19 protein-coding genes are annotated in these 26,206 nt (G+C 48.2%); 7 read left to right on the top strand and 12 right to left on the bottom strand.

Annotation, left to right across the window (positions count from 1 at the left end):
* Positions 1–223 precede the first annotated feature (223 nt).
* The gene (locus AB6805_RS27770) at positions 224–1,426 is read left to right on the top strand and encodes a bifunctional 3,4-dihydroxy-2-butanone-4-phosphate synthase/GTP cyclohydrolase II (RefSeq protein ID WP_370912690.1); all 1,203 of its coding nucleotides are present in this window, start codon (positions 224–226) and stop codon (positions 1,424–1,426) included.
* Positions 1,427–1,535: 109 nt separating this feature from the next.
* On the opposite strand, the gene AB6805_RS27765 is transcribed toward AB6805_RS27770, so the two are convergent.
* Complete coding sequence (locus tag AB6805_RS27765) at positions 1,536–6,326, bottom strand: translocation/assembly module TamB domain-containing protein (RefSeq protein ID WP_370912689.1); 4,791 nt, start codon at positions 6,324–6,326, stop codon at positions 1,536–1,538.
* Between the two features lie 660 nt (positions 6,327–6,986).
* Here AB6805_RS27765 and AB6805_RS27760 point away from each other — a divergent pair.
* From AB6805_RS27760 to AB6805_RS27745, 4 genes are read left to right on the top strand one after another with little or no spacing between them, the layout of a single operon-like run.
* Positions 6,987–10,142, top strand: coding sequence for a SusC/RagA family TonB-linked outer membrane protein (locus AB6805_RS27760; protein ID WP_370912688.1), 3,156 nt, complete (start codon positions 6,987–6,989; stop codon positions 10,140–10,142).
* 19 nt (positions 10,143–10,161) lie between these two features.
* Complete coding sequence (locus AB6805_RS27755; RefSeq protein WP_370912687.1) at positions 10,162–11,721, top strand: RagB/SusD family nutrient uptake outer membrane protein; 1,560 nt, start codon at positions 10,162–10,164, stop codon at positions 11,719–11,721.
* A 26-nt stretch (positions 11,722–11,747) separates the two neighbouring features.
* Positions 11,748–12,422 carry a hypothetical protein gene (locus AB6805_RS27750; protein ID WP_370912686.1) on the top strand — a complete coding sequence of 225 codons (675 nt, stop codon included), beginning with the start codon at positions 11,748–11,750 and terminating at the stop codon, positions 12,420–12,422.
* A 23-nt stretch (positions 12,423–12,445) separates the two neighbouring features.
* On the top strand, positions 12,446–13,435 hold the full coding sequence (locus AB6805_RS27745) for a DUF5007 domain-containing protein (protein WP_370912685.1): 990 nt from the start codon (positions 12,446–12,448) through the stop codon (positions 13,433–13,435).
* A 307-nt stretch (positions 13,436–13,742) separates the two neighbouring features.
* On the opposite strand, the gene AB6805_RS27740 is transcribed toward AB6805_RS27745, so the two are convergent.
* The 4 genes from AB6805_RS27740 to ggt are packed head-to-tail and all read right to left on the bottom strand — an operon-like array spanning position 13,743 to position 17,479.
* The gene (locus tag AB6805_RS27740; protein WP_370912684.1) at positions 13,743–14,795 is read right to left on the bottom strand and encodes an aminotransferase class I/II-fold pyridoxal phosphate-dependent enzyme; all 1,053 of its coding nucleotides are present in this window, start codon (positions 14,793–14,795) and stop codon (positions 13,743–13,745) included.
* A 5-nt stretch (positions 14,796–14,800) separates the two neighbouring features.
* Entirely contained in the window at positions 14,801–15,223 is a 423-nt protein-coding gene (locus tag AB6805_RS27735; protein ID WP_370912683.1) for a hypothetical protein, read from the bottom strand.
* A gap of 6 nt (positions 15,224–15,229) precedes the next feature.
* Positions 15,230–15,757 carry a DUF1572 family protein gene (locus tag AB6805_RS27730; protein WP_370912682.1) on the bottom strand — a complete coding sequence of 176 codons (528 nt, stop codon included), beginning with the start codon at positions 15,755–15,757 and terminating at the stop codon, positions 15,230–15,232.
* 15 nt (positions 15,758–15,772) lie between these two features.
* Positions 15,773–17,479: a gamma-glutamyltransferase gene (gene ggt / locus AB6805_RS27725; protein WP_370912681.1), complete on the bottom strand. Its 1,707-nt coding sequence runs from the start codon at positions 17,477–17,479 to the stop codon at positions 15,773–15,775.
* A 129-nt stretch (positions 17,480–17,608) separates the two neighbouring features.
* Here ggt and AB6805_RS27720 point away from each other — a divergent pair, with 129 nt between their 5' ends.
* A complete protein-coding gene (locus AB6805_RS27720) occupies positions 17,609–19,354 on the top strand; it encodes a M14 family metallopeptidase (RefSeq protein ID WP_370912680.1) in 1,746 nt (581 codons plus the stop codon).
* Positions 19,300–20,139: a hypothetical protein gene (locus tag AB6805_RS27715; protein WP_370912679.1), complete on the top strand. Its 840-nt coding sequence runs from the start codon at positions 19,300–19,302 to the stop codon at positions 20,137–20,139. The genes AB6805_RS27720 and AB6805_RS27715 overlap by 55 nt, the downstream gene beginning before the upstream one ends.
* A gap of 2 nt (positions 20,140–20,141) precedes the next feature.
* Here AB6805_RS27715 and AB6805_RS27710 read toward each other — a convergent pair whose 3' ends face one another.
* The 7 genes from AB6805_RS27710 to AB6805_RS27680 all read right to left on the bottom strand — a co-directional run bounded on the left by AB6805_RS27710 (position 20,142) and on the right by AB6805_RS27680 (position 26,174).
* On the bottom strand, positions 20,142–20,750 hold the full coding sequence (locus AB6805_RS27710) for a redoxin family protein (RefSeq protein WP_370912678.1): 609 nt from the start codon (positions 20,748–20,750) through the stop codon (positions 20,142–20,144).
* A gap of 152 nt (positions 20,751–20,902) precedes the next feature.
* The gene (locus tag AB6805_RS27705; RefSeq protein ID WP_370912677.1) at positions 20,903–21,862 is read right to left on the bottom strand and encodes a YihY/virulence factor BrkB family protein; all 960 of its coding nucleotides are present in this window, start codon (positions 21,860–21,862) and stop codon (positions 20,903–20,905) included.
* Positions 21,863–21,876: 14 nt separating this feature from the next.
* Positions 21,877–22,929, bottom strand: a complete 1,053-nt coding sequence (gene mltG / locus AB6805_RS27700; protein ID WP_370912676.1) for an endolytic transglycosylase MltG — start codon at positions 22,927–22,929, stop codon at positions 21,877–21,879.
* A gap of 132 nt (positions 22,930–23,061) precedes the next feature.
* Positions 23,062–23,412, bottom strand: a complete 351-nt coding sequence (gene secG, locus AB6805_RS27695; protein ID WP_370912675.1) for a preprotein translocase subunit SecG — start codon at positions 23,410–23,412, stop codon at positions 23,062–23,064.
* A gap of 5 nt (positions 23,413–23,417) precedes the next feature.
* Positions 23,418–24,356, bottom strand: a complete 939-nt coding sequence (locus tag AB6805_RS27690) for a hypothetical protein (RefSeq protein WP_370912674.1) — start codon at positions 24,354–24,356, stop codon at positions 23,418–23,420.
* A 33-nt stretch (positions 24,357–24,389) separates the two neighbouring features.
* Positions 24,390–24,911, bottom strand: coding sequence for an LPS assembly lipoprotein LptE (lptE, locus tag AB6805_RS27685; protein ID WP_370912673.1), 522 nt, complete (start codon positions 24,909–24,911; stop codon positions 24,390–24,392).
* Between the two features lie 24 nt (positions 24,912–24,935).
* Entirely contained in the window at positions 24,936–26,174 is a 1,239-nt protein-coding gene (locus AB6805_RS27680; RefSeq protein ID WP_370912672.1) for a sigma-54 interaction domain-containing protein, read from the bottom strand.
* Positions 26,175–26,206 lie beyond the last annotated feature (32 nt).

The raw sequence follows: 26,206 nt of genomic DNA, 5'->3' as shown, positions 1-26,206 counted from the left end.
ATAATGAAAGAAATCTGCTACCACAGTGAACCTTATCAGCTTTCAGGTGTATAATTCCGTTATTAAATTGACAATCATTATTATATGTTAAAATTCAGCTGTATAATTAACATCTGTCCAATAGTTTTCAGGCAGAATCACACTTACTCTCCCCGGCAACTTTTCATAAGTATATGTCGTAACTTTGCGCAATTCAACATTACTGACCCGGAGGGAATAATATATGTTAGATACAATAGAAGCAGCAATAGAAGATATAAAAAACGGTAAACTGGTGATCGTGGTAGATGACGAGGACCGTGAAAATGAAGGTGATTTTATCACGGCAGCACGCAATGTAACTCCCGAAATCATCAACTTTATGAGCACCCACGGCCGTGGGCTCATCTGCGCACCGCTGGTGGAAGAGCGTTGCGAGGAACTGGGACTGGACCTCATGGTCCGCGATAATACCGCCCTGCACCAAACCCCTTTCACCGTTTCGGTAGACTTGCTCGGGCACGGTTGCACTACCGGCATCTCCGCACACGACAGGGCCAAAACAGTGCAGGCGCTGATCGACCCCACCACCAAACCTGAACATTTGGGTAAACCAGGCCATATATTTCCGCTGAAAGCCAAAAGCGGCGGCGTTTTACGCCGTTCCGGCCACACGGAAGCCACCATCGACCTGGCCCGCCTCGCAGGATTTGAACCCGCTGGCGTACTGGTAGAAATTATGAATGAAGACGGCTCCATGGCCCGCCTGCCGGAACTCCGCGAAATAGCCACCAAATTCAACCTTAAACTCATTTCCATAAAAGACCTGATCGCCTACCTCCTCAGCACGGAAACGCTGATAGAAGAAGGCGTGAAAGTACAGATGCCTACCAAATACGGCAACTTTGAACTCATCGCCTTTAAACAAATCAACTCCGGTGAAATTCACATGGCATTGAAAAAAGGCGACTGGAAAAAAGATGAACCGGTACTGGTAAGGGTCCACTCGTCCTGCGTGACAGGGGATATCCTCCATTCACTGCGTTGCGACTGTGGCGAACAACTGCACGCCGCCATGCAAATGGTAGAGAAAGAAGGAAAGGGCCTTATATTATATATGAACCAGGAAGGAAGAGGTATCGGGCTCATGAACAAACTGAAAGCCTATAAGCTGCAGGAAGAAGGCATGGACACCGTAGAAGCTAACCTGGAACTGGGCTTTAAAATGGATGAACGCGACTATGGCGTAGGCGCACAGATCCTCCGCCATCTCGGTATCTGCAAACTCCGTCTTATTACCAACAACCCGCGCAAACGCGCCGGTTTAAGTGGTTATGGCCTGGAAGTTGTTGAAAATGTACCCATAGAAATTCATCCAAACCCACACAACGAAAATTATCTTAAAACCAAACGCGATAAATTAGGGCATGATATCCTCAGGGGATAAGCGACGGTCACCATTGAGAACGCGTATAGTAAGGAATGAATCCATTCCTGCAAAGTAAACCACACTGGGGAGTAACACTGTTTAACAGCAGGTTGCTCCCTTTGTTGTTTTATTCAATGTTGGTAGTATCTGCTTTAACCCGGGAAGAATCTTCCTGTTCCTGTTTCAGCATCGCCGCGCGGCGGAGGGAATCCAGCAATGGCGTGCGCCTGCGCCGCCTGTCGTTAAACAGCTCGCTGAACCGGTTGTATTCCCTGATATAGGAAATGCCCACCCCGGATTTCGTACGGTTGTTGAGGTTATATACGTCATAATCCGTTTTGCTGAAAGCGTTGATACGGAAACGGCCATCCGGCGTAAGCAGGTACTCAATGCGGAAGTCGCCGGCAAAACGGTTGGTATTGGCGGAAGTAGCCGTTTTACCCCAGTCGTAATCACCACCGGCATATAAGCGGAAACGGTTATTAAACAAATTGCTCGTAATACCTGCGCTCACCTGGTTACGGTCTACAGACGAGTTGTCCTGTGGTCCGCCCACATTGTAGGCGCGGTAATTCACATTCACCCCGATGCCACTTCCTTTCAGCAGCACACCCGTAATATTGTTGAGAATGGCCTGCGCCTGGGCCGATAACGCCTGTCCCACGCTGTTCTTCCCGGTAATGCCCACGTTGGCGGCGGCGGTAGTGGTAGCATCATCCGGCAGGAACTGGTTGGAAAACAGCAACCCCCACACCTGGAACAATGCCTTGTTCTGGTCGTTGTTAATCTCTTTCAGATGCGCGGCTACACCACTTTCATACGCCAGGCTGCCTACTTCCGGTAATTCAATGGAGTACGTAATATCCGGCTTCAGCAGGGCGCCACGCAGGTTGATCCGCACATCCACTTTTTCGGTGCGCGTGGCCAGCTTGTCCGTGCTCACATTGGTACCCTGGCCTACCAGGTTATACAGGCTTACCTTTGGCAGGGAATATTTCGCCATAATGTTTACCCTGGCTTCCGACGGATCGCCGTTCCAGGTAATGGTACTATTCTTTTCTATATCGAACTTCCAGCTGGTGAGCCGCTGGAAATTGAAGTTGTAGGAACCGTTATTGATTTCGTAGTTGCCAAACATGGTGAAGTCGCCTTCTGTATTCACCGTGATCTGCAGGTTACCGGTACCGTTGGCGGAAATAATATCGCCGGTGGTGGCATCCAGGATCACATCGATCTGCGCATCAGGATTGGCGGCAATGTCCAGCTTGACGGTCAGTTTGGTATTGTCTTTTTTCTTCTTCTTTTCAACGATCTCGGTGCCATAGCTTTTGAACGTGATATAGTCGTATTTCCCGATATCCTTGCTGTCGGACATAGGGAGATAGAAGTGGGTGCCTTTAATCGGGCGGGCCAGGATGTGCATCTGCATATCATTCAGCGGACCGGAGAAATATACCTTTCCGTCGGCCAGTACATCTCCATAAAACAGGTCGTTATCGGAAGCGCTGGTATTCAGGAACAGGAATCCGCGGCCGGTGACATCAAAGTCGAAATTGAGCTTGTCGAAGTGATCATGACTGATATACCCGCTGGCAGTGCCTTTGGTATTGTATTTATCTACCAGCGTAAAGTTGCCGAATTCAATCAGGTTATCATCTATGTTCACATTCAGCTTCGGAATGCGGTAGTGAGTGCCCAGGTAATCTACGGTAACACCCACGGTATCGAGGGTGAGCGCGCCTTTTACAGATGGCACGCGCGTGGTGCCGCTTACATTTAAAGTACCGGTTACTGCGCCGGTGAGATTGGACACATAGCCCGCGAGGTATTTATTCAGCAGGCTGATAGAAGTGCCGTTGAGCTTCACGCTGGCATCAATCCCATTGTTGGACGTGGTTAATCCTACTTTACCCCGCGCCAGGAAAGCCTTTCCTTCGTTATCCGATTGTATGTTAAAGGTGGCGTCGCCGGTGAGGTGATGATAGGTGCCATCTATGTTTAAAATACCAATGGAGTCATTGTCGATACGCAGCTCCCGCGTTCTCAGCGCCGTATTGATATCCAGGTTCTGCGTGGGATCTGCAATATTAATAGTGCCGTCCGTAATTCCCTCCACCCTGGTGGAAATCAGCTGGGCAGGAATTACATCAGCCAGGTTCAGATTTTTGAGGGTAACGATGAACTTTGATTCATCAGGATTAAACTCATTGGTTTCTACGGTAATGCTTTGGTCGTTGCGGGTTACCCGCAGGTTTTTTACCGTCAGGAAATGTTTGCTCCAGTATATTTCATTGCCGGGGGTAACATTCCATTGCCGCTCATTTACGGTGAAGGCGCTGTTGAGGAAATTGATCTTCAGCCCGTCCGACACGGTAATGATCCGGGCGTAGAAGCCATCCAGGGAGGAAGTGTCTTCCGCAGCCAGGTCCACTTTTACAAAAGAGGTATCATGTCCTGAACTGGCCAGTATCACCGGGTTTTCGAGGATCACATTTTTACCGGATAATACTTTGCCGATGCTCGCACTGATGTTAACCTTATTAAAGTTACCATCTCCCTTAATCTGTAATTCCTGCACATGATATCCCAGGTAGCCGGCTTCGGGTACCTGGATGTTCAACGCCAGGTTGCCGCCATTCATGGTGTTGAGCGCGCCGGTCACGGTGGCATGGTCAAACCCCGAAAACTGGTTGGTAAAGCCACTCAGCAGTTTATCCACTTCACCGAGATTAACGGCGTAGGTGAAGTTCTGGTTGATGACCGCATTTTGCGGCGCACTGAAATAGCTGGGATAATATTTATACAGCAGCAGGTGAAAAGCATCCGGCAGCTGGAGGAAACTGTACTGTCCTTTTACAAAGCCGTCGATTTCACTGCCGGTAAATTCCAGCAGCTTTTGGTTATCCACCATATGCGACGACACGTACAGGGAATCAAATTCAAGGCGGCGGTTGTCTTTAAACGCAGATACATCGTACATCCGCGCGGTGCCATCGAAGTTATCGATGTTGCTGCCCACAAAGTTAAGTTCCAGTTTGGCCTGCAGGGTGACGGAATCCTCCGTGATGTGCAGCGCTTTCAGGTCCGCTTTACGTACTTCTGAATTGAATTTGAATTCCGGCAGGGCGGCATTGAAATCAATGGTCCCGGCAAAGTCCATGTCCAGGTTGGGATCAGTGGCCGTGAGCGCCCCATTAAAGAACTTGCGGCTCATTTCCCCCTTTGTTTTGATATTCCGGTAATTGTATCCCAACAGGGATATTTCCTGGATATCGGCGTCCACGGTGGCTTTCAGTGTTTTGAAATTGAAGCCCGCGCCGTCTACTTTGGCATCGAGGGAGATGGTAGAAAGGTTAGCGTTATTAAAAAGGGTGCCGATATCAAAGTTGGTAGCTTTTAAACTCCCGGAGTAAACAGGGACATCGCGGCTGGTTTTAAAGTTCAGATCGGAATTTACCTTACCAAGGTTGGTCTGGAACTGGCCATAGGCCACAAAGTCGTTGATGAACCCGGTATAGCTTCCCTGGAAGCGGATAGAAGACAGCTTGTCGATACGCACGGTGCTCACAATGTCCTTTACAATGGGCATGATCTGCATCACGTCATTACCGGTGGTGATGAGTTCTTCTGTATGAAAATCGATAAATGTTTCAAAGATATCCGGCAGTCCGCGCATTTCCAGGCTCCCTTTAAGACGGGTGGTGCTACCTGCGGTCAAATCTATTTCAGATGCTTTCAGGTTGCTCACCGGGCCCCTGGCTTTACCGCTCAGCGTAATTTCTTTTTTCCAGGAGGAAAGGGGTGGTGCAAAAAAGGCGATATCATCTGACGATAGTTTGCAATTTTTAAACCGGGCCTGCATAAACACATCATTGATATAATCACTCATATCACTGATGTCGCTGTATTGCATGGTGTAATAGTCGCCGATATGACTGCGGTTAGTTTCCAGGTCGAGCTGTGAAAATTCCATTTCCACGGGCGACATTTTAAACCGGCTGGTTAATTTTTTCACTTCAAAGCCGCTGCGTTCTTTGGTGCGCAGGGTAAGATCCCCGATCACACTGTCTTTTACCAGGCTGGTATTGGTGAGGGAGAGATTGATGTCATTGAAGCGGATATGATTGGGTGCAAAATAGCCGGGTTCAATTTTCGTGCTGTCGTCGGGGTTATCCACACCGAAGATGCCGTCTTTGATATTGAGTTCTTTCACTACCAGCTTCCAGTTGGCATTATTCCAGCGCAGCTGCTGCAGTTGTCCCGTATCGGGTACCGGGTGGTCCGGACTGGGTTTCCGCCGGCGCCGCAGGGGAGAGGCGGCATAACTGCTGATAATGAAATCGGGATTGGTAAGCGTCAGTTCCTGTATATCGATGTTATGTTTCTGGAGGTCCAGGTTCTTTGCATCGAGATAAATGCGTTTGGCAGATGCCCGCATATCTTCACCCACCCAGGCATCCACCTGGTTGAGCCGGATGTTTTTAAGATCAATTTTTTTGAGGTCAAGGGAGATGCCGCCGGAGGGTTGATTACTGGTATCGGGTTTGGATGAGCCAAATGCTTCTTCAAGGAAATGATAGTTCCAGACGGAATCTTTGCGGGTACGCAACAGGTTTACCTGGGCGTTTTCCAACCCGATGAATTTGATCACAGGCTTGTCCTGGAAAAAGAACCAGTCGGTAATGCGCACCTGCAGCTTGCCTGCATACAGCAGCGTGTCTCTGTGCTGATCTTCAATGAGCGCACCTTCCAGCTGCATGCTGTTAAACAGCCGGAAAGTCACGTGGTCTATTTCCACGCGCGTTTTAAGCTGCTGCGATAAGCGGCTGGTCACTTCATGCACGAGGAAGTTCTGTACCACGGGGATGTTTACCAGTATTCCGATCAGAATGACAAGGCCTAACAAACACAGTAACACGACAGATAATATTTTCCGTACTTTTTTCAGGCGGCAAAGTTTATCCGGCAAAAATAATTAATAGTTGGCAGCCAATGCCATTTAGCAAATAAATAAGATGTATTTCCGGTTTAAGTATGTTGACGGACGATTTCGTATATAGGTGCCAGTGAGTATCTGCAGGTCCGCTATACGTCCGGAAACTCCTCTCGTGATAAGTTTATCACGAAATTGTCGGACCTATCTTTTTATTGTGATGCTATATTCGTATTTAATAATATTATTTTATCTTTAAAAGACAGGTACTTAAATGGTGTTTTCTTATTATGATTTGATTATCAATAATTTATAGGGAGATATAAGTGTTTTCTGCCGCGTGAAAATCTCCGTCATGTTAGTGTCACTAATTCTTTCCGGCCTATTAGGAAAACTTTAACATTTCTAAATTTCCTTCCAGAACAATGAAGTACAAGTGAGCAATCGATGAACAAAGTAGCATTTCAGTGAACAAAACATTTTAGCAACCGGAATTATTCAAGCCAAACTATAGCATACCAGCAACAGTTGTAATTCACCCGTTTCAATAACAGTAACAAGGATTAATTCACCAGTGAACAAATTTCAGTGAGCATTCAGTCAACCAGTCTGATAATTCCAGAATAATTCAATAAACCAGAATCTATGCACAAAAAGTTGCTACTACTAGCGCTAATGGGATTCCTATGCCTGCACGCATGGGCCCAGGAGCGAAAAATTTCAGGTACTGTTACAGATGATAAAGGAGCGGCATTGCCCGGCGTATCTGTAAAAGAAGTAGGTACCAATAATGGGGCAGCCACAAGCCCCGACGGCCAGTTTACGCTTACCCTGAAAGGCAATTCCAACAAACTTTCCATTTCATTTATAGGTTTTGAAACGCAAACAGTGGTGTTGTCGGGGAAAGCATCTATTACTGTTTCCCTGAAGCCGGATGCTAAAAGTCTGAAAGACGTAGTGGTCATCGGCTACCAGGAAGTACGGCGTAAAACCGTATCAGCGGCGGTTTCCAGCGTGAAAGGCAAGGATATCGAAAACCTGCCTTCTCCCAGCTTCGACCAGCTCCTGCAAGGCCGCGCAGCCGGTTTGAACGTACAAAACTTTACCGGTGAACCAGGCGTAAGAGGCTCTTTCGTGGTGAGGGGAAATACCTCCATCAGCCGCGATGCCAGCGCCGCCCGTACCCTCAGCTCCCCGCTGTTCGTGATCGACGACATCCCCGTTTCACTGGACGATGCCGCCGCATTTGACAACACCGGTACCAACTACATCGCCGGGCTGAATCCCAACGACATTGAATCGATCGACATCTTGAAAGACGCATCCGCTGCCGCCATTTATGGCTCCCGCGGCGCCAACGGCGTGGTGATCGTGAAAACCAAACGCGGTAAACAAGGCAAACCACAGGTGAACTTTTCCACCTATGCCGGTATGATCCAGAAACCAAAGTTTGAAACCGTATATGGCGGCGCAGAAGAAAGATGGTTCAAAATGGACTATCTGCAAAAGTATCTTACGGATGCGCAGAAAGTGAACGGTATCCCCATGATGCTGACGGATAGCCTGAACCCCGCCTTCAGTGGCGCGGTCGACTGGCAGGATCTCTTCTACCAGAATGGTATTATCCAGAACTACGACCTGTCTATTTCCGGCGCTTCAGAAAATACCAACTACCGCGTGAGTGGTAACTACTACGATGAAGATGGAACCATCCGTGGTACCGGCTTTAAACGCTACACCATTTCCGCCGCCATGGGCGTGAAAATGTCATCCCGCCTGAATGTGGCTTCCCTGTTCCGTTTGAGCCGCGGCGACAGATCCCGCGGTCGCGGTGTGTTCCCCGGAGAAAATGTGATCCCGTTAATAGATGGCCAGTATCTTTCTTCCCTGTTCAATATCTCGGATATCGACCGCAAGAACTTTACCGGCGACCTCGAATCCGGTCGTGATAAAAATATCAATGATGATATCACCGCCAGTCTTACCGTGAACTACGATATCTCTAAAAAACTGCGCTTTGCCTCCATCGGGTCTATCCAGTCCAGCATCAATACCCGCGACATTTTCCGTCCCGGAGAGTTGAACACCGCCGGGTTATCTTACGCACAAAGTGGTAAATCGCGTTTTGAAAATGCCAACCTCGACAACACCCTGAGCTATACTTCTGATATCATCAATAAAGACCATCACCTGAACATACTGCTGGGTAACACCATCAACAATATCAGGAATGAATTTACCGGTATTGGCAGCGGCGCGCTGAGTAACGATAACGTGAAGGTGGTACAGGGGTACAACCTCAGCTACATGATGTACAGGGACGCATATGGCAACCTCGTTTCAGGTTCCGATTACCAGTCGTCCGGTATGCTGTCCTTTTTCTCCCGTGTGAATTATAACTATAAAGAAAAATACCTGTTGTCATTTGCCTATCGTGCAGATGCTTCTTCCCGTTTTGGCCGTAACAGCAGATGGGGTTACTTCCCCTCTGTATCTGGTGGCTGGAATATTTCCGACGAACCATTTATGGCCCCGCTTAAAAAGTGGGTGGAATATTTCAAGATCCGCGGAAGCTATGGTGTAACCGGAAGTTTACCAAAACAATATTACCTCCAGTATAATAATTACGCCATCAACCAGGGTACCTACGGCGGATCTACCGGCGGCACCTACAACGGTGTAAATGCCGTAACGCCTAACTTCTCCGATGGTGTGGCACAGGACGGACTCACCTGGGAACAGGCTATCCAGTCCAACATCGGTGTGGACGCAAGCTTCTTTGCCGGCAGGTTAAATGTAACTGCCGACGCGTTTAACAGGGGCACTTCCAAGCTGCTGTTTAACCTGCTGCTGCCTTCCACTGCAGGATATGATAAAGTAAATACCAACGCGGTGGATGTACGCAACACCGGCGTGGAATTCACGGTGCAGGGCCGTATCACACCGCCCACCAGCAAGTTCCAGTGGAGTTCTACCCTGATATTATCTTTCATCAAAAACCAGATTGTTAAATTACCCAATGGTAACCGTGACCTGATGGTACCGGATAACAATACCGGTATGACGTATGTGCTCACCAAAGGTCGCGCTATCAACGAGTTTTACCTGATGAAGAACAAAGGCGTATACGCCAGCGAAAAAGATATTCCGTTTAACCCTTACACCGGTGAAAAGCTCACCTACTGGAACGGTAACCATACCGTGCAGGCGGGCGACTTTATCTGGGAAGACCAGAACGGCGACTACGACGTGTGGGACTGGAATGATAAGGTGCGCAGCGGTAATCCCAACCCGGCGTGTACCGGCGGTTTCACCAACGTATTTTCTTACGGACCCTGGAGCATGCAGGTGTATATGACGTTTACGCTTAAACGTGATATCTACAACAAATACATGTCCGACAGGCTCACCGGCTTAACCAACAGCTACGCTACTATTGCGGGTATAGATCCTTCTTCAATCAACAGCTGGCATAAAGAAGGCGATAACGCCCAATATTCAGAAGTAATTCCTTACAGCCAGCAGTATTACTACCAGTTCCTTCCATTTTCTTCTGCCTTTGTAGAAAATGGTTCTTACCTGCGTATCAAATACCTGAACCTGGCTTACCAGTTCAGTCCTAAGTTCCTGGAACGTGCAAAGCTGAGCAAACTCCAGATCTATGGTGTGGTAGACAATGTAAAGATGTTCCAGAAATCAAGCGTTCCGGATGCGGAAGCAGTGGATGAAAAAGGTACTTACACTGGTGGCGGCTACCCCATACCACGTAAGTTCACCCTCGGTGTAAATGTTGGTTTTTAATTTTTAAAAAGAAGAAGATATGAATTGTCTGAAAAATATATTCACGATTATAGCTGCAGGACTGCTGTTGTCGCCTTTCGTGTCCTGTAAGAAGCTGCTGGATCAGGAGCCGATCAATTCTCCCTATAATTCCGTTTTCTGGAAAAACCAGCGGGATGCAGAACAGGGTGTGGCCGGCGGCTATGCGTTATTGCGCAGGGCATTAACTACCAATACGGACTGGGACCAGAACATGTCGCATTTTGCATATGGTTCCTTACCAGCGTATGAATTTAACGACTACGATGTGTACGATGTGAGGTTCCTGGTGAAAGGTGGAGATGGTATGAATACCGCCGATTTCCTGGGATCTTACCTGGATAAGTATCACGACTGGTCTCCCTACTATAAAGTGATCACACAAGCGAATATTATGTTGCATAATATTCCAAATATCCCCGATGCACAGTTTACGGATCAGCCTACCCGTACCCGTAACCGTTTCGTTGGAGAAGCTTACTTCCTGCGCGCGTTCAGTTATTTCTATATGGTGCGCCTCTGGGGCGATGTGCCGCTGGTAACGAAGTACGATCCTAATCCGGTGGGAGCAGAAAATATTCCGAGAACCAATGAGAAGATCATCCTGGATACTTGTATAGCTGATCTGAAGAAAGCTATCAGCCTGTTACCGTGGGAATACAAAAACGGCACTGAAAGAGCGGTAAGAGCTAACAGGGGCGCCGCATTTGGCTTACTGGCGCATGCATACATGTGGAGGAATTTCCTGAACAAAGGACAGGTAGTATCTGACGTAACCAATGCCATTGCCGCCATCGATTCAGTGGAGCAAAGCGGTCAATACCAGTTACTCGCCGCCGAAATGTATCCAAAGATCTTCCACGGAAAATCAATGGAAGGCATATTCGAAATCAATATGCAGGTAGCGGATGGAGAACAGCAGGTAGAAAAAGGATTTTATTATAGCATCCTGAAAACACCTTTTATCAGTAATAAAGATGGAAAGGTAGACGCGCCGAATATTGACCTGATCAATTTACTGTATGATGAAGCCGGTACCGATGTGCGCCGTCATTATTACTTCACCAACCTGGATGCCTTTGGGCAGTACGATGTGATGATCTGCAAGTTTGCAGGCCCTAACCGGGAAAACATTAACTACCGCAATCCGGGCAACTTTACAGATGGCGCTGTAGATGCCAACATCATCCTGATGCGGTATGCAGATCTGCTGTTGTTACGTGCAGAAGCCCGTGCCGACCAGGGCAATGTAGGCGCCGCCTTGCAGGATATCAACAAGGTAAGGGCACGCTCGCATGCGGAACCTATTTTGGCGGAAGATGTGACCGACATTAAAGAAGAAGCATTCCTGGAACGCTCCCGTGAATTATATGCAGAAGGACAACGTTGGTACGACCTGGTTCGCACCGGCATGCTCATGAATGGTAATGTGAACGCTGCTCCCGGTTTCCCGCAGGACCGCTTTGATGCCGGTGGCTGGAAATGGCCGGTAGGACGCTCGCTGTTCCTCAACAACAGCGTGCTTATACAAAATACATACTGGCTGGGCAAAGTGAAATAGCATCTTGAAATTTTAAAAGTACTGACATGAACAAACTAAAAATATTTACCACGAAAGCAGGATGGGGCATCTTAATGATCACCCTGTTGTTCGCCGCCTGTAAGAAAGATGATCATTTCCTGGGAGGCAGTCCTACCAACGATCACACCGATCTTACCACCTACGATTACCTGAAAGCAAATCCTAATTTCGATACGCTGATCCTGCTGATCGACAAGGCCGGTTTGAAAGAAACCATCAACAGCGATATTACTTTTGTAGCGCCTACAGATTATTCTATCAAACAATTCCTGGCGGTGAGGACCAAGCTGTTGCAGATTGAACTGAACGATGAAAACGTTAAGTATACGATTGATAGCCTGAAAGCGCCTGAACTGCGCGACTCGCTGCTGGCCTATGCTTTTGCAGGTAAAATTGTACGTGCAGATCTTTCACTGGAATCACAGGTATATAAGAATAAAGTGAACGAGGACTTCGCTTTCAAGCTTACTAAAACCGACGCATTTGGCAATATTTTTTCCGGGGGCGTACGGTATATGGCGCTTACAAAAGTGATTAATGGCCTCGATCCGGATCCCCGCCCGGATGACTATCCGGAGGAAGACAGGGATATGCAGTATACCTTGCAAACAACCGGTATCATTACCAAAACGGGTGTATTGCATGTACTGCAAAACAACCACGTGTTTTATTGGAAATAGTCATCACCACTAAACTTAAAAGTATGTTGCATAAATATAAAGGGATAAAATTCCTTACATCCGCTGTTCTGCTGGGGCTATTGATCGCCGGATGTAAAAAAATTGAGGAAGGCTTTCTGAGCGAAGGACTCTACGTACCGGATACCCCCATCAAAGTACAGCGGGGTAACGCTTTCCAGAAAACAAGCGCCATCCTTGCAGATGGTACCACCCAACCCATGACCGTAAAGCTGCTCGACATCAGGAGGGCAGATAACAAAAAACATGCGGATGAATTTTATAAAGAATACCCGGTTTACGTATATACGGCAGCGATAGATCCCGCGAAAGACACCACCATTGAACTGGTGAACAAAAAGCGTGAACTGAAAAAGATGCAGCCCTATGTATTCCTGACCAGTGGCCAGTTTGTGTTTAACGGTGCTACCGACAGCTTACCGCTGGATGTTACCTACGAGTATGACGTGGAAGTATCTAACGTGGCCGGCTCCAAAGTGTATAAGAATATTGGTACGCTCACTACTATTGACCCGCCGTTGGTAACGGAAACAACGGCCAACTGTAACTTCTTCCCGAATGATGGTTCTTCCACGGTGCCCATGGGCGCACCGGTAATGACGATTACCAGGGTGAGTGAAAGCGGCGCCTCTGTTATTCTGAAAATAACGGATAAAGATGGCAAGCCTTTCAATCCTAAAAAGGGAGAGATCATTAAGCGCGGCGACCGCCCTATTTTTGAAAACTACGCCAGGTTCCATCCCATTGAGTATACAGATACGGCCATGATCTGCAACTTTGAGATTGCACCATTTCCGTTGAGCCGCTATTCCAGTGGCACTACCAACTGGAACTACCTGATGTATTATCGTATTCCTTCTGCCTTTGTTTCGGTAGATAAAAATGTATCCAGCAAAATAGGCAGCGTGAACCCGCTGTTTGCTTTCCGCCTGATGAAAGCAGGAACCTATGTTGTGGAGCTGAGGATGCCTAAAACGGTAAAAGTAACGCCATAAGAAGTTGGTAAAACATAAATAAAAACGGGGCTGTATTACGTTGAATACAACCCCGTTTTTTTTGTTATTTTCGCCAATCAGGTGTATCTTTAAAGCATGTATAAAACATTGATGTACAATATCTTTCTTTGCGACGTTCGTCTAAACAGAACGACAAAACCCTGTGCAAGAAGCTGATCCCCAATAGCTTACCGATCAAGTCCACGTCACCTCCACATCAACACCGTGTTAACTCCATCTCAAAGGCATGTTCAAAGTATCTCCTAAGTATGCCCAAAGCAACGGCGAAGTATGCACTATCTCCTGTTTATGTTTTAGCGACACCAAACTCCTGAAGGAACCGGTGCAGCGTTGCCATATCTTCCTGCAGATGCAACGCAGAAACTACCGCCCTGTTGATTACCGGGCTATGTGGCTGCGGATATGCAAAGCTGGAAATGATCACGTCCCTTTCCTGCAGGTATTGTACCAATGCTTCACCGGGTGGAAGAATAAACATGGGCAGGCCATGCGGATTATGCACAGCGGTGTTGGCGGTAAGATGAAGAAGAAAGGCGATGTTTTGCTGTAACGACCGGTGCATTTTGACAATCAGTTCACCGGATTGCAGCCAGGCATAAGCATAAGCCGGCATCATAGGCGTGCTGGCGGAAAAGACGGGCAGTTTTTTGATGGCCATGATATCTGCCGCATGACCGGCAACAACGCCGCCGGCAACACTGTAGGCCTTTGCCAGCGAGGCGGTGAGGAGGTATCTTACAAAAGGCGTTTGCGGCAGGAAATGGATGGCGCCCTGCCCGGCAGGGCCTAATATACCGATGCCGTGGGAATCATCTGCCAGCACTAATACTTTGCGCTGCAATTCCTGCAACCAGTGAAAAGAATGAATAGTGCCGGTAAGCGGGTTCACCGTATCCGTGATGATCACAAAGTGATGATCCGGTTGAGTGTTTACCTTTTCAATGGTTTGGATAATCCATTCTTCGCGGCTCATGGCCGGCAACTCCGGTTGCTGCTGCCACAGCGAAGGATGCGCATCCGGTGCATACAGGGGCTGCTTATTACTGATAGCATATTGTGCAGCGGCTTGCGATGCCTGGTACCCGGAGGAAAAAACAACGGCCGACTGCTGCTGCAAATGAACACCCAGTGCATGCTCTATTTCTTCGTATATGGATAAACGTAAGTTTGCCGACCTGGAGGAAGGAAACAGGGCGCCATACCTTTCAATCCCCTGTATGAGCAGGTGTTTGAAGGCAGGTAGCTGATGCAGCCCCAGGTAGGCAAACCCCGAAAAGAACAGGCAGCTGCGGCCGTCCTGTGTCACTGTTCTGCCGGGTGTATGATCCGTATACAACATAGCCGTTAATCTTTCTTAGTACATAAGATAAACTGGAAATCGGTAGAAGTTACCTGCATGTCGAAATAATCTTCTGTAAGCCGGGTAACGGTAACCAGGTTCTCCACTTTACGGTCGCCGTTCTTCGCGGTAACAGAGATCATGGCGCCATTGCTGAGGATAAAGTATTTACCGGTATCCGACCTGCCTGCAATAGTGGCCACAAATACATTGTTATCCAGGAACTGGTAATAAGCATCCCGGTAGTAACCTTTTTTAAGATCCTGCGCCTGTATGTATTGTGTGTTGCTGATGGGCGATTCCGGTGGAATTTTCACATCGTATACCCGCCACTTTTTATTCATCAGCAGTTCATTGTTCTTTTTACCCTGGCAGGCGGTGATTACAGATAGCGCTGCGATAACGGTAAGTAGATGACGTATTTTCATGAATGGTCAGTTCCCTGTTTTTTCTTTATTGAAGGCTGCCGATCCGCCTTTGGGGATGGACAGGCTTTCCCAATTACTTTTCAGGATCATTTTCCCGATGTATACGATTTGCCCTACATGGTAGGGCACATGCGCCAGTTGCCGGTTAATGGCATCTATCACAATGTGAGGTTCGTTACGGATAAACACGGTCCTGTCCAGGTCCGTTTCCTGCAGGCTGCGGATGGCCAGGAGCATACAATTCCAGCCTTCGTCCCAAAGCTGCAGGATTTGTTCCGGGGAAAGATCACTTTCTTCAAATTCCCCGTCGCGGTTACGGCCGGGCTTCTCTCCGTCGGTGGTGAGGAAGTCGGTCCAGCGCGATAACATATTGCCGTGCAGGTGTTTTATAATCATGGCAATGCTGTTCGGCTCTCCGTCCGGTTGCCAGTTCAGCTGCGCTTTGTTGAGCCGCAGCATGGTTTTAAGGCCCAGGTCCCGGTGTATTTCAAGCCGTTTTAGTACACTTTGTAAATAGATAGACTGAATAGACATGTCAATGTTTTTAAGTTAATATCCTGCTGCGCTGTCGTCGCCGCGCTTATCCCCGGAAGCTTCCAGGTAGCGGCTTTCAGGCGCCCGTTTAATAATTTCTGTACGGCCAATACCGCCGCGTTTTACTACTTTATAGCCCATTCCTTCCAGCGCCTGGATGGTGGTGTCGGGAAAATCATTCTCCACGGCAATTTCATCCGGCAGCCATTGGTGATGGAATTTAGGTTTGTTGATAGCTTCCGATGGCGTAAGTCCGAATTCCAGTGTATTCATCAGCGTTTGAAAAACGGAGGTGATGATGGTAGCGCCGCCGGGTGTACCCAGTGAATACAACACTTCGTTCTTTTGTAAAACGAGGGTAGGCGTCATGGAGCTGAGCATGCGTTTGGCCGGTGTAATGGCATTGGCTTCGGTGCCTACCAGTCCGTACATATTGGGCACGCCGGGTTTTACGCTGAAGTCGTCCATTTCATTGTTGAGTAGAAAGCCTGCTTTGCCTACTACTGTTCTGCTGCCGAAGTGGCCGTTGAGCGTGGTGGTTACCGCCACTGCATTGCCATCGGCATCGATGATGCTGAGATGCGTGGTTTCCTCGCTTTCCGGCAGCACGCCCGCTTTGGTTTGTTCACTGGAACCTGCTTTACCGGGTGTAAAGTCCTGCATGCGGGTAGCCAGGTATTTTTTATCAGTAAGTTGTGAGATAGGTACTTTCACAAAATCGGGGTCGCCGAGAAATTGGGCGCGGTCGGCATACGCGCGCCTTTCCGCTTCCACCATCAGCTGAACCGCCTGCGGCGACTGGAATCCCCATTGCGAGATGGGATAGTTTTCCACCATGCCCATCAGCTGTTGCAGGCAAATGCCGCCGCTGGAGGGCAGGGGCATGGTTACAATTGTATAGCCTTTATAGTTAAAAGCTACTGCTGTCCTTTCCTTTGCTTTATAGCTTTTGAGATCCTGCAGCGTCATGATGCCATTGCCGCGTTTCATTTCTGCCACGATATTGGCGGCGGTTTCTCCCTGGTAAAATCCTGCGGCTCCTTTATTTCGTATAAGCGTGAGGGTATGTGCCAGCTCTTTCTGTATCAGTGTGTCGCCGGCCTTCCAGGGTTGTTCTTTTACAAAGGCGGTTTTGCTGGTATTCAGTCTTTCGAAATCAGCCCTGGCGTTGTTCAGCCCACTGGCTTCTGCTTCAGTGATCACAAATCCTTTCTCTGCCAGGCGGATGGCCGGATCTATGAGTTTTGCAAAAGGCAGCCTGGCGTACTTCATCGCGGCAAATAACCCGGCAACGGTGCCAGGCACGCCTGCGGCCAGCTGGCCATCAAGACTCAGCTGGGTAACCGGGTTACCAAGAGAATCGAGGTACATATCCCGGTGCGCTTTTGCCGGGGCTGTTTCCCTGTAGTCAATGGCGATATTCCGGCCGCTTTTGAGGTGACCTACCAGGAACCCTCCTCCACCAAGATTACCGGCGCCCGGGTATACCACTGCCAGCGCCAGCTGCGTGGCTATGGCCGCATCCACCGCATTGCCGCCCTGTTGCAGTACGATGGCGCCTACACGGCTGGCCAGCGGATGCGCAGATACTACTGCTCCGTGCAGCACTTTGATATCTTTCTCTACACTATAATCGTAAGGATGTAGTTCATCTGTTGTTTGCTGGGCACAGGCGGTATGTAAAGTGCATACCGTCATCCCCAGCATGATTAAGAAACGCATGGGTATCTGTTTGGATCGAAATTAAGGATATGCGGGGAATTATAGGAAATTTAATAATTTAAGCAGTGTTAATAATTATCACCCGAAAACAATTCCTAACTTACAGTATCCAATAATAGCAGGCTTTCTATGCGCAGATTTATACTAATGACCGTTGTTATGCTGGGCGTTCTTTTTGCAAATGCCCAGGTGCCAACGCCTGATCAGTTTCTCGGTTATCCCCTGGGTACACAGTTTACGCCACATTATAAAGTGGTAGACTATTTCAAACAGGTAGCCGCTACAGCGAAGAATGTAAAGCTGGAACAGTATGGCACCACCTATGAAGGCAGGCCGCTGGTGCTGGCAATCGTTGCTTCTCCCGAAAATGCAGGCCGGCTTGATGAGATCCGGCAGCACAGCCTGGACATGTCTAACGCGAAAGGCAACAGTGCCGGCAATCAACCGGTGATTGTCTGGTTAAGCTACAACGTGCACGGTAATGAGGCGGTTTCCACGGAAGCATCGATGAAGGCCCTGTACGAACTGGTGAATAACGGGAATGCACAAACGCAGCAGTGGCTGAAGAATACCGTAGTGATCATTGACCCCTGCCTGAACCCCGACGGACGTGAAAGATATGTGAACTTCTATAACAATACCCGCGGCGCTACACCCAATGTAAACCGCTGGTCGAGGGAGCACAATGAACCCTGGCCAGGCGGAAGGGCCAATCACTATTACTTTGATCTGAACCGCGACTGGGCCTGGCAAACACAAAAGGAATCGCAGCAGCGGGTAGCTAAATACAACCAATGGATGCCACAGCTGCATGTGGATTTTCATGAGCAGGAAATAGAAGCGCCTTATTATTTTGCGCCTGCGGCAGAACCTTTTCATGACGCTATAACGCCCTGGCAGCGCCAGTTGCAGGTGCTCATTGGTAAAAACAATGCGAAGTACTTTGATCAGCAGGGCTGGTTATATTTTACAAAGGAACGTTTCGATCTGTTCTATCCCAGCTATGGCGATACCTACCCCATGTACAACGGCGCCATTGGTATGACGTATGAACAGGGCGGCAGCGGCAGGGCAGGCGTGGCCGTGCTGAAAAAAGATGGCGATACGCTTACGCTGACCGACCGTATTGCGCATCATTTCACTACCAGCATGTCTACCATAGAAGTGGCGTCCCAACAGGCAGACAAGATTATCCGGGAGTATACCCAATACTTTGAAGCGGCGCAGAAAGCGCCACAGGGCGGGTATAAATCATATGTGGTGAAGGCCGGCGGCAACACCGAAAAGCTTAACACGCTGGCAGAACTGCTGCGTAAAAATAATATCGCATTCGGCTTTGGCGCCAACACCGGCAGCGCCAGCGGCTTCAATTACTTTACCGGCAAAACAGAAACGTTTACCATCGATAAAGAAGACCTGGTGATCAACGCCTATCAGCCACATTCCAATATGCTGCGGGTATTGTTTGAACCGGTCTCTCATTTAACAGATTCCATTACCTACGATATTACTGCATGGGCGCTGCCTTATGCTTACGGGTTAACTTCCTATGCGGTGAAGCTGCCGTTAACACCGGCGGCAGATGCACCGGCGGCGCGAAACAACACGCCATTGTCGATACAGCAACCCTATGCTTACCTGGCTAAATGGAACAGCGTGCGCGATGTGAAATTCCTGTCGGCTTTATGCAAAACGATATTAAAGTACGGTTTACCGAAACACCGTTTACTGCCGGCGGTAAGGATTTTCCCGCAGGTACGCTTATTATTACCCGTTCGGGAAATACCGCTAAAGGAGATCAGTTCGACCGGTTCATTACCATGCAGGCCAATCACTTTAAGATTTCACTGGAAGCAGTGGCCACTGGTTTTGTAGATAAAGGAATGGACTTTGGCTCCGACAAGATCCGGTTTATCCGCAAGCCGGAAGTAACCCTGCTGGCAGGAAGAGGCATCTCTTCACTGGGCATGGGAGAGATATGGCATTTCTTCGAGCAGCAGCTGGATTTCCCCGTAACGGTAGTGGATGAACGAAATGTGGATGATATTAACTGGGACCGGACCGATGTGCTGATTTTAGCAGATGGGGATTATAAGATGTTTGAAGATAAAGCGGCTACCGACAAACTGAAGGAATGGGTGAATAACGGGGGAAAACTGATTGCACTGGAAAGTGCGGCGGTACAGGTAGCGGGCGCCGACTGGGGCATTAAACTGAAAAAGGAAGAAGAGAAAGATAAAGACGCCAAAGAGAAAGCCGCGGCAGCGCATCCGTATGACGCCGTGAAACCTTATGCCAACAGGGAGCGGGAAAGCATTAAACAGTTTATACCCGGCGCCATTTATAAAGTACAGCTGGATACTACGCACCCGCTGGCTTTTGGTTACCCGGCTTTGTATTATACATTGAAGCAGGATGCGCATTTGTATGAGTTTATTGAAAGCAGCGGCTGGAATGTGGGCGTGTTAAAGAAAGACAGCTACCTCACCGGCTTTGTGGGCGCATCTACCCGGCAGCAGTTGAAAGACGGGCTGCTGTTTGGGGTGAAAGAAATAGGTAACGGATCGGTGATTATTCTTGCAGATAATCCCCTGTTCAGAAGCTTCTGGGAAAATGGCAAGCTGTTGTTTAGTAATGCAGTTTTCCTGGTAGGACAATAGTTTTACAGGTTCCTTTTTATATTACATCCCAGGGTATGGGAAGTGTTCACGCTAACAGGTTTGCCAGCCAGCATTTCATTGATGGCATTCTGTAAGAGGCGTGTTTTTACAGCGTCTGCATTACCCGGACTGTCGTCAATTCCGCCCTTATAAGCGAGGAGGCTGTTTTTATCAAACAGGAAGCATTCGGGTGTATGATTCGCGTCGAAGGCATTGGCCAGTACCGCATTTTTATCTATCACATAATACCAGGTGAAATGCTGCGAGGTGGCATACTGCTTCATGGCGGCGAAGGATTCATTGCCGGTACGCGCAGCTTCGTTAGAGTTCACCATAATGATGCCGATCCTGTTTTTTGAAGCATACACGCAGATGTTACGCAGCCGCTCCTGGTTGCGCAGCATATACGGGCATTGATTACTTCCAAAGATGACCAGTAATCCGTTGGCGCCTTTTGCTGCGCCCAATGAAATCTCTTTTCCGGAAATATCGGTACAGGCAATTTCTGACTTTGGTAAAGGGGATCCCGGCTCCAGGGGAACTTCCCGGTTTGGTTGAAAGGAAGAAAGTAAAATAGTACAGCAGGATAAATAAAAGGTGGCCTTTATCATAGCGTATGGTTTTCAGGTCCTGATTAAATATAGTAAAATGCTACAGGATATTCCTGTCTTTTTTCAAAGGAGAAATAATCGTTTAAGATATAGTAAAAAAGAATAAGATAAAAATATTTGTCAGGTAATAAAAGAAGAAGTGATAAGGTTTGTTATGCAGGCAGGGAAGTTTTTTTTGCTTCTTTTCTTGCGTCGCTGATGGTTCTGATGCTGGCATTCAGTTCAAACCCTACGAGGAGGATAAAGGAGTTGAAGAACACCCACAGCATGAGTACGAGGATGGTGCCGATAGATCCGTAAATCTTATTATAGTTGCCAAAATTATTCACAAACCAGGAGAACCCTACGGTGACCAGGATCATGCATATAGTGGCTACGGCGGCGCCGGCGGTAATGAATTTCCAGCGGGTGGTGGTAGCGGCGCCAATGCGGTACAGCACCGCATTCACCGAGTAAAAAAGCATAATGATCAGTACCCACCGGGCAATATCGATCACGTTCCGTAATAAGGTGCTGTGGATGCCGATGATGTTAAACAGCCAGCGGAGCGTAGCGCCTTGGGCAATGATGAGGGCAACAGTAATAAGCAGCAGGAAAACCAGGATGGCGGTGAGTTGCAGTGCTATCAGCCTGTTTTGCCACCATTTTCTTTTCCGGAAGCCGGCGCCCTGTATTTTGCTGAAGGAACGAAGGATGCCCATTACGCCGTTGGAGGAATAGAAGAATCCCATCAGGAAGGCGATAGAGAGCAATCCGTTGCGGTGTGTGTAGAGGAAGTCGTGGATCATTCCCCGCACAATCATGTAGGTGTTGTAGTTGGGCGTCAGGTCTTCTGCCAGGTCGTAGAGGGTGGGCTCTATGTTTTGCACCGGGATGTACGGTACCAGTGTGAACAGGAAGATGAAAAACGGTGGAATGGCCAGGAGGAAGTTAAAGGAAATGGCCCTGGCGCGGTCTCCCAGTCCCCGGCTTTTGGTTTCCTGTCCGAAGTGTTTCAGTACGTCGTATAGTGGGATGCCTTCAAACCCGGGAAGGATCAGTGTTTTAGTCCTTTCCACCAGCCGGCGGTAGGGTTTTGAACGGAAGATGATGTTTTCGGGTCTGAAGGCCAAATTTGTTATTTTATTTAGAATCCTCTTTTATTCAGTTCTGCCTGGTATTTTCTTGCGTTTATCAGGTGCTCGGCATAGGTGGCTGCGAAAGCATGATAGCCGGAGAAGTCGGCTCTGGCACAAAAATAAAGGTAATCTGTTTCGGGAGTATTCAATACGGCATTTAAAGTTTTTTCCGAGGGTGTACAAATAGGTCCCGGGGGCAGGCCTGCATAACGGTAAGTGTTATACGGCGAATCGAAGAGGGTATGATTTTCCCGGATTCTTTTCAGCCCGAAGTCCTGCAGTGCGAACTTCACGGTAGGATCTGCCTGGAGGCGCATGCCTTTGCGGTAGCGGTTAAGATATACGCTGGCCACCATTGGCTTTTCATCGTTTTTATTGGTTTCTTCTTCCACGATGGAGCCAAGAATGGTTACTTCATTGGCGGTGAGGCCCAGTTTAGCGGCTTTTTCTTTTCTTTCCGGCGTCCAGAATTCTTCCCTTTCTTTTTCCAGTTTCTTAAACACGGCTTCTGCGCCGGTATTCCAGTAAAATTCGAATGTATTGGGGATGATGGCGCACATGACGGTGTTGGTATCCAGGCCAAACTGGCGGAGGTATACCGGGTCATTTATCAGGGAGCGCATTACATTGGAATCTGCTTCCAGGTTGTTGGAGATCTTCCTGACAAAATCGTTTTTGGTGCGCAGTTTATTGATCACGAGTACCACCGGTGTTTGTTTTCCGGAGCGGAGCATGCGGGCAATGTCGAAGTTGCTCATGCCGTGGGTAATTTTATAGCGTCCTGCTTTTACGCGGTCGGGATAGTCGAGTTTTTCCGCCACCCAGTTAAAGCTGGTGCGGTTGCGGATAATACCCTGTTCTTCCAGTCCGTCGAGTACCGCTGCGTAGGTGCTGTTGGTGCGCACATAAAAGTATTTGCTGTCGCCAAATGGTTTGGTATTGGGGCCAAATACGCGGTAGGAGGTATATACCAGTGCACCGGCGGCCAAACAGCCGGCAATGACCAGTATCCGTCTTATCCAGACTGATTTTGCGCTGGATTGTTTGCTTTTCTTCGCCATAGATCGTGTTGGAAGTTACAAGTGGGCAAAGGCGTGATAGCCAGGTTTTTCAATATACGCCGCCGGTTGCCATTAAAAAAAACCTCGCTTTTAACGGCGAGGTTTCAAATATTATTATACTGATAGTGTTAATTACTTGTTGGGAGCAGGAGCCGCCGGGGTGCCTGGTAACGGAGTTGATGGTGCCGGAGGCGCAATTGGCTGGCCAGCGGATGCTTTTTCTACTGCACTTGGTGCAACCTGCTGCACTTTGCTGCCTTTACCAATAAAGAAAGGAGCAGTGAGGCACAAGATGGCAATCAGTGCCGCCAGTATCCAGGTACCTTTTTCCAATACGTCAGTTGTCTGACGCACCCCAATCACCTGATTACCAACACCACCGAGGCTGCCGGAGAGTCCGCCACCTTTTGGGTTCTGGATCAGCACGAAGAAGCCCAACAACACACAGGCTAATATGATCAGGATACCAAAAATTATTAACATAGAAATTACTGTTTATTTTTATCTGTTTTTGACTTTAAGTCTAATATCTTTTGCGCAAAATAAGCGTTTTTGTCGGGATTAAGCAAACTTAATTTTTGATATATCTTAATCGCGTTGCCATACTGCTGCTGGCGTACCCAGATTTCGGCGAGGGTTTCTGAAACGATATCATTGTTGAATACAATGGAGTCCATCGCCATTTTTTCCACGGTTTCAGAAACTTCCGGTTCTTCGTCTTCTTCATACATCCGGTGTAACTGCTGGTGATACCAGTCTTTGCTGGTTTTCCCGGCAAAATTGTCTTTCATTTGCCGTAACCAGGAAGTAAAACTCTTCATTTCTGCCGCTCCTTGTTCGTTTAAATCATCTGCTTCATCGGGATTTTTAAGTCTCTTGTAAGCAAAATAATCATCTGTGTATAAAGGTTGAAAGATCAGTTCCGTTTCTTCTTCGGCCGCTGCCATCGGGAATATCTTAATAGGGCCGGAGGAAGTTGATTCTTCTTCATCCGCGGCCTCTACATGATCCTGCCCGTTGGTGGCCGCCGGCATTATTACCGGTGGTGGGAGTATTTCCGCGGTGGCGGTATGACTGGCGCCACCTGGTTCAAAATCCGCGACGGCGATGGGCGCCTCCGGTTCTTCCATTACCTCCGGGAGTGCATCTTCCGGAATAATGGCAGCTACGCGGTTTTCTACCACCTGTAACACCTCTTCTGCTGTAATCAGCTGATAAGCATAGTGATGCTGATCTGAATACAGGAGCGCTTTTTTTACAGCGGGGTGATGAAGGTTGCCGGTTTCCTGGTATACTTTTTTTGCCAGCAGGAGGCGGGCTGCGGAAAAATACGGGTGATCCGCTACCAGTTGCTCCATTGCCGCTTCATTTACCAACTCCAGGGAGGGTTGTAGAAACACATGTGCTATAATCCTGTTTGCCGTCATAGGTTGCTAATGTAATAAATTAATGATTACACACTACCAGTTTGCAAAAGCCCTGTTAAAGATATCATCTGTGATACCGGGAATAATATTGCTTTCCAGCAGATTGTTTTCCACGGAGCTGGGCAATTGCGTGGCCGGGAACTCTGCTGAGCGGGAAAAGGATTGGGTGAAGCCTTTTTTATCGCCTATCCTTTTAATGAACGTAACGTTTACAGTAACATTGAGCCTGGAAGTAGCTGCCTGGTCCACGTTGGTTACCGCCGCATTGGAAAAGGAGTAGCCGGTAATAGTGGCTTTGAACTCGTAATCGGCGCGGGGTTCTGTTTCGTTCACCTGTGTGAGACGGGTTTGTGAAGTAATCTTATCACGCAGTTTCATCGTCAGCTTCTGGCTCAGGGTCGGGTTATTGATGGGCGCCCTGTTTTCGATAAAGCGTACATTCACGGTGGTGGCTCCCTGTTCGATACTGGCGCCGGTGGTAGAGTACTTCACGCTGCAACCTGCCAATATTGCCATTACGCCGATGGCTATAAATACTTTGATATTGCTGATCATTGTGGTGCTAAGATTAAGATTCGTTTATTCGGCGATATTATATTCTTTGAGTTTGCGGTAAAGCGTTCTTTCGGAAATACCGAGGTCCAGCGCGGCATCCTTACGTTTGCCTTTGTGTTTTTTCAGCGCTTTCACAATGAGTTCCTTCTCCTTGTCGGCAATAGATAGTGTTTCTTCTACTTCTTCGTGATGATCAATTTTATTATCCGACAGGATAATGGGCTGTTGCGCTGGTCCCAGGCCGGCGCCGGGAGGCGTATTCATTTCTGCAGCGCCGGGATAAGTGTGCAGCACGTGATTATCAGGATGATACTCGGCTGCATGCGGCATATTCGGATTTTGCAGGATGTCGAAGAACATTTTCTTTACCTCTGTTACATCTTTCTTCATATCGAAGAAAAGTTTGTACAGGATATCCCTCTCACTGTTAAAATCGCTGTTCTGCTGTGGTGCCGCCAGCATGGGCAGGCGGTTCACTTCCGGCTGATCGGGGAGGAACCTTTTCAGATCATTGGCAGTTACCAGCTTATCTGAAGATAGAACGGAAATTTGTTCTGCAATATTTTTCAACTCGCGGATATTACCTCTCCACGGGTAGTTCACCAGGATATTACGGGCTTCTTCATCCAGTTGTATTGAAGGTGTTTTATATTTTTCGGAGAAGTCGACCGAGAATTTTCTGAACAGCAAAGGAATATCTTCTTTACGGTCGCGGAGCGCAGGCACCCGGATGGGTACTGTGTTGAGCCTGTAGTAAAGATCCTCGCGGAACTTGCCCTGTTGGGTACGTTCCAGCAAATCGCGGTTGGTAGCGGCTACTACCCGTACATCTGTTTTCTGTACTTTGGAGGAACCTACGCGGATATATTCACCGGTTTCCAGTACACGGAGCAGCCTCGCCTGTGTTCCCATTGGCATTTCGCCAATTTCATCGAGGAAAATAGTACCGCCGTTAACGGTTTCAAAGTAACCCTTGCGGCTGTCAACCGCGCCGGTAAACGATCCTTTCTCGTGGCCGAAAAGCTCGGAGTCGATGGTACCTTCAGGGATAGCGCCGCAGTTAACGGCAATAAACGGATTATGTTTACGTGCGCTCAGGGCATGAATGATCTGTGAAAAAACCTCTTTACCAACACCACTTTCACCGTTAATGAGTACCGTGAGATCGGTATTGGCTACCTGAACAGCCACCTGCAATGCATAATTGAGCGCAGGACTACTACCAATAATGCCAAACCTGTTTTTTATAGCCTGTATGTCCATAAGCGGTTATTCGTATGTTTGATGGTTTAAAA

Origin of the sequence: Chitinophaga sp. RCC_12 (assembly GCF_041360695.1) — a bacterium.
Classification (GTDB): domain Bacteria; phylum Bacteroidota; class Bacteroidia; order Chitinophagales; family Chitinophagaceae; genus Chitinophaga.
This window is presented reverse-complemented; position numbering and strand designations above follow the sequence as displayed.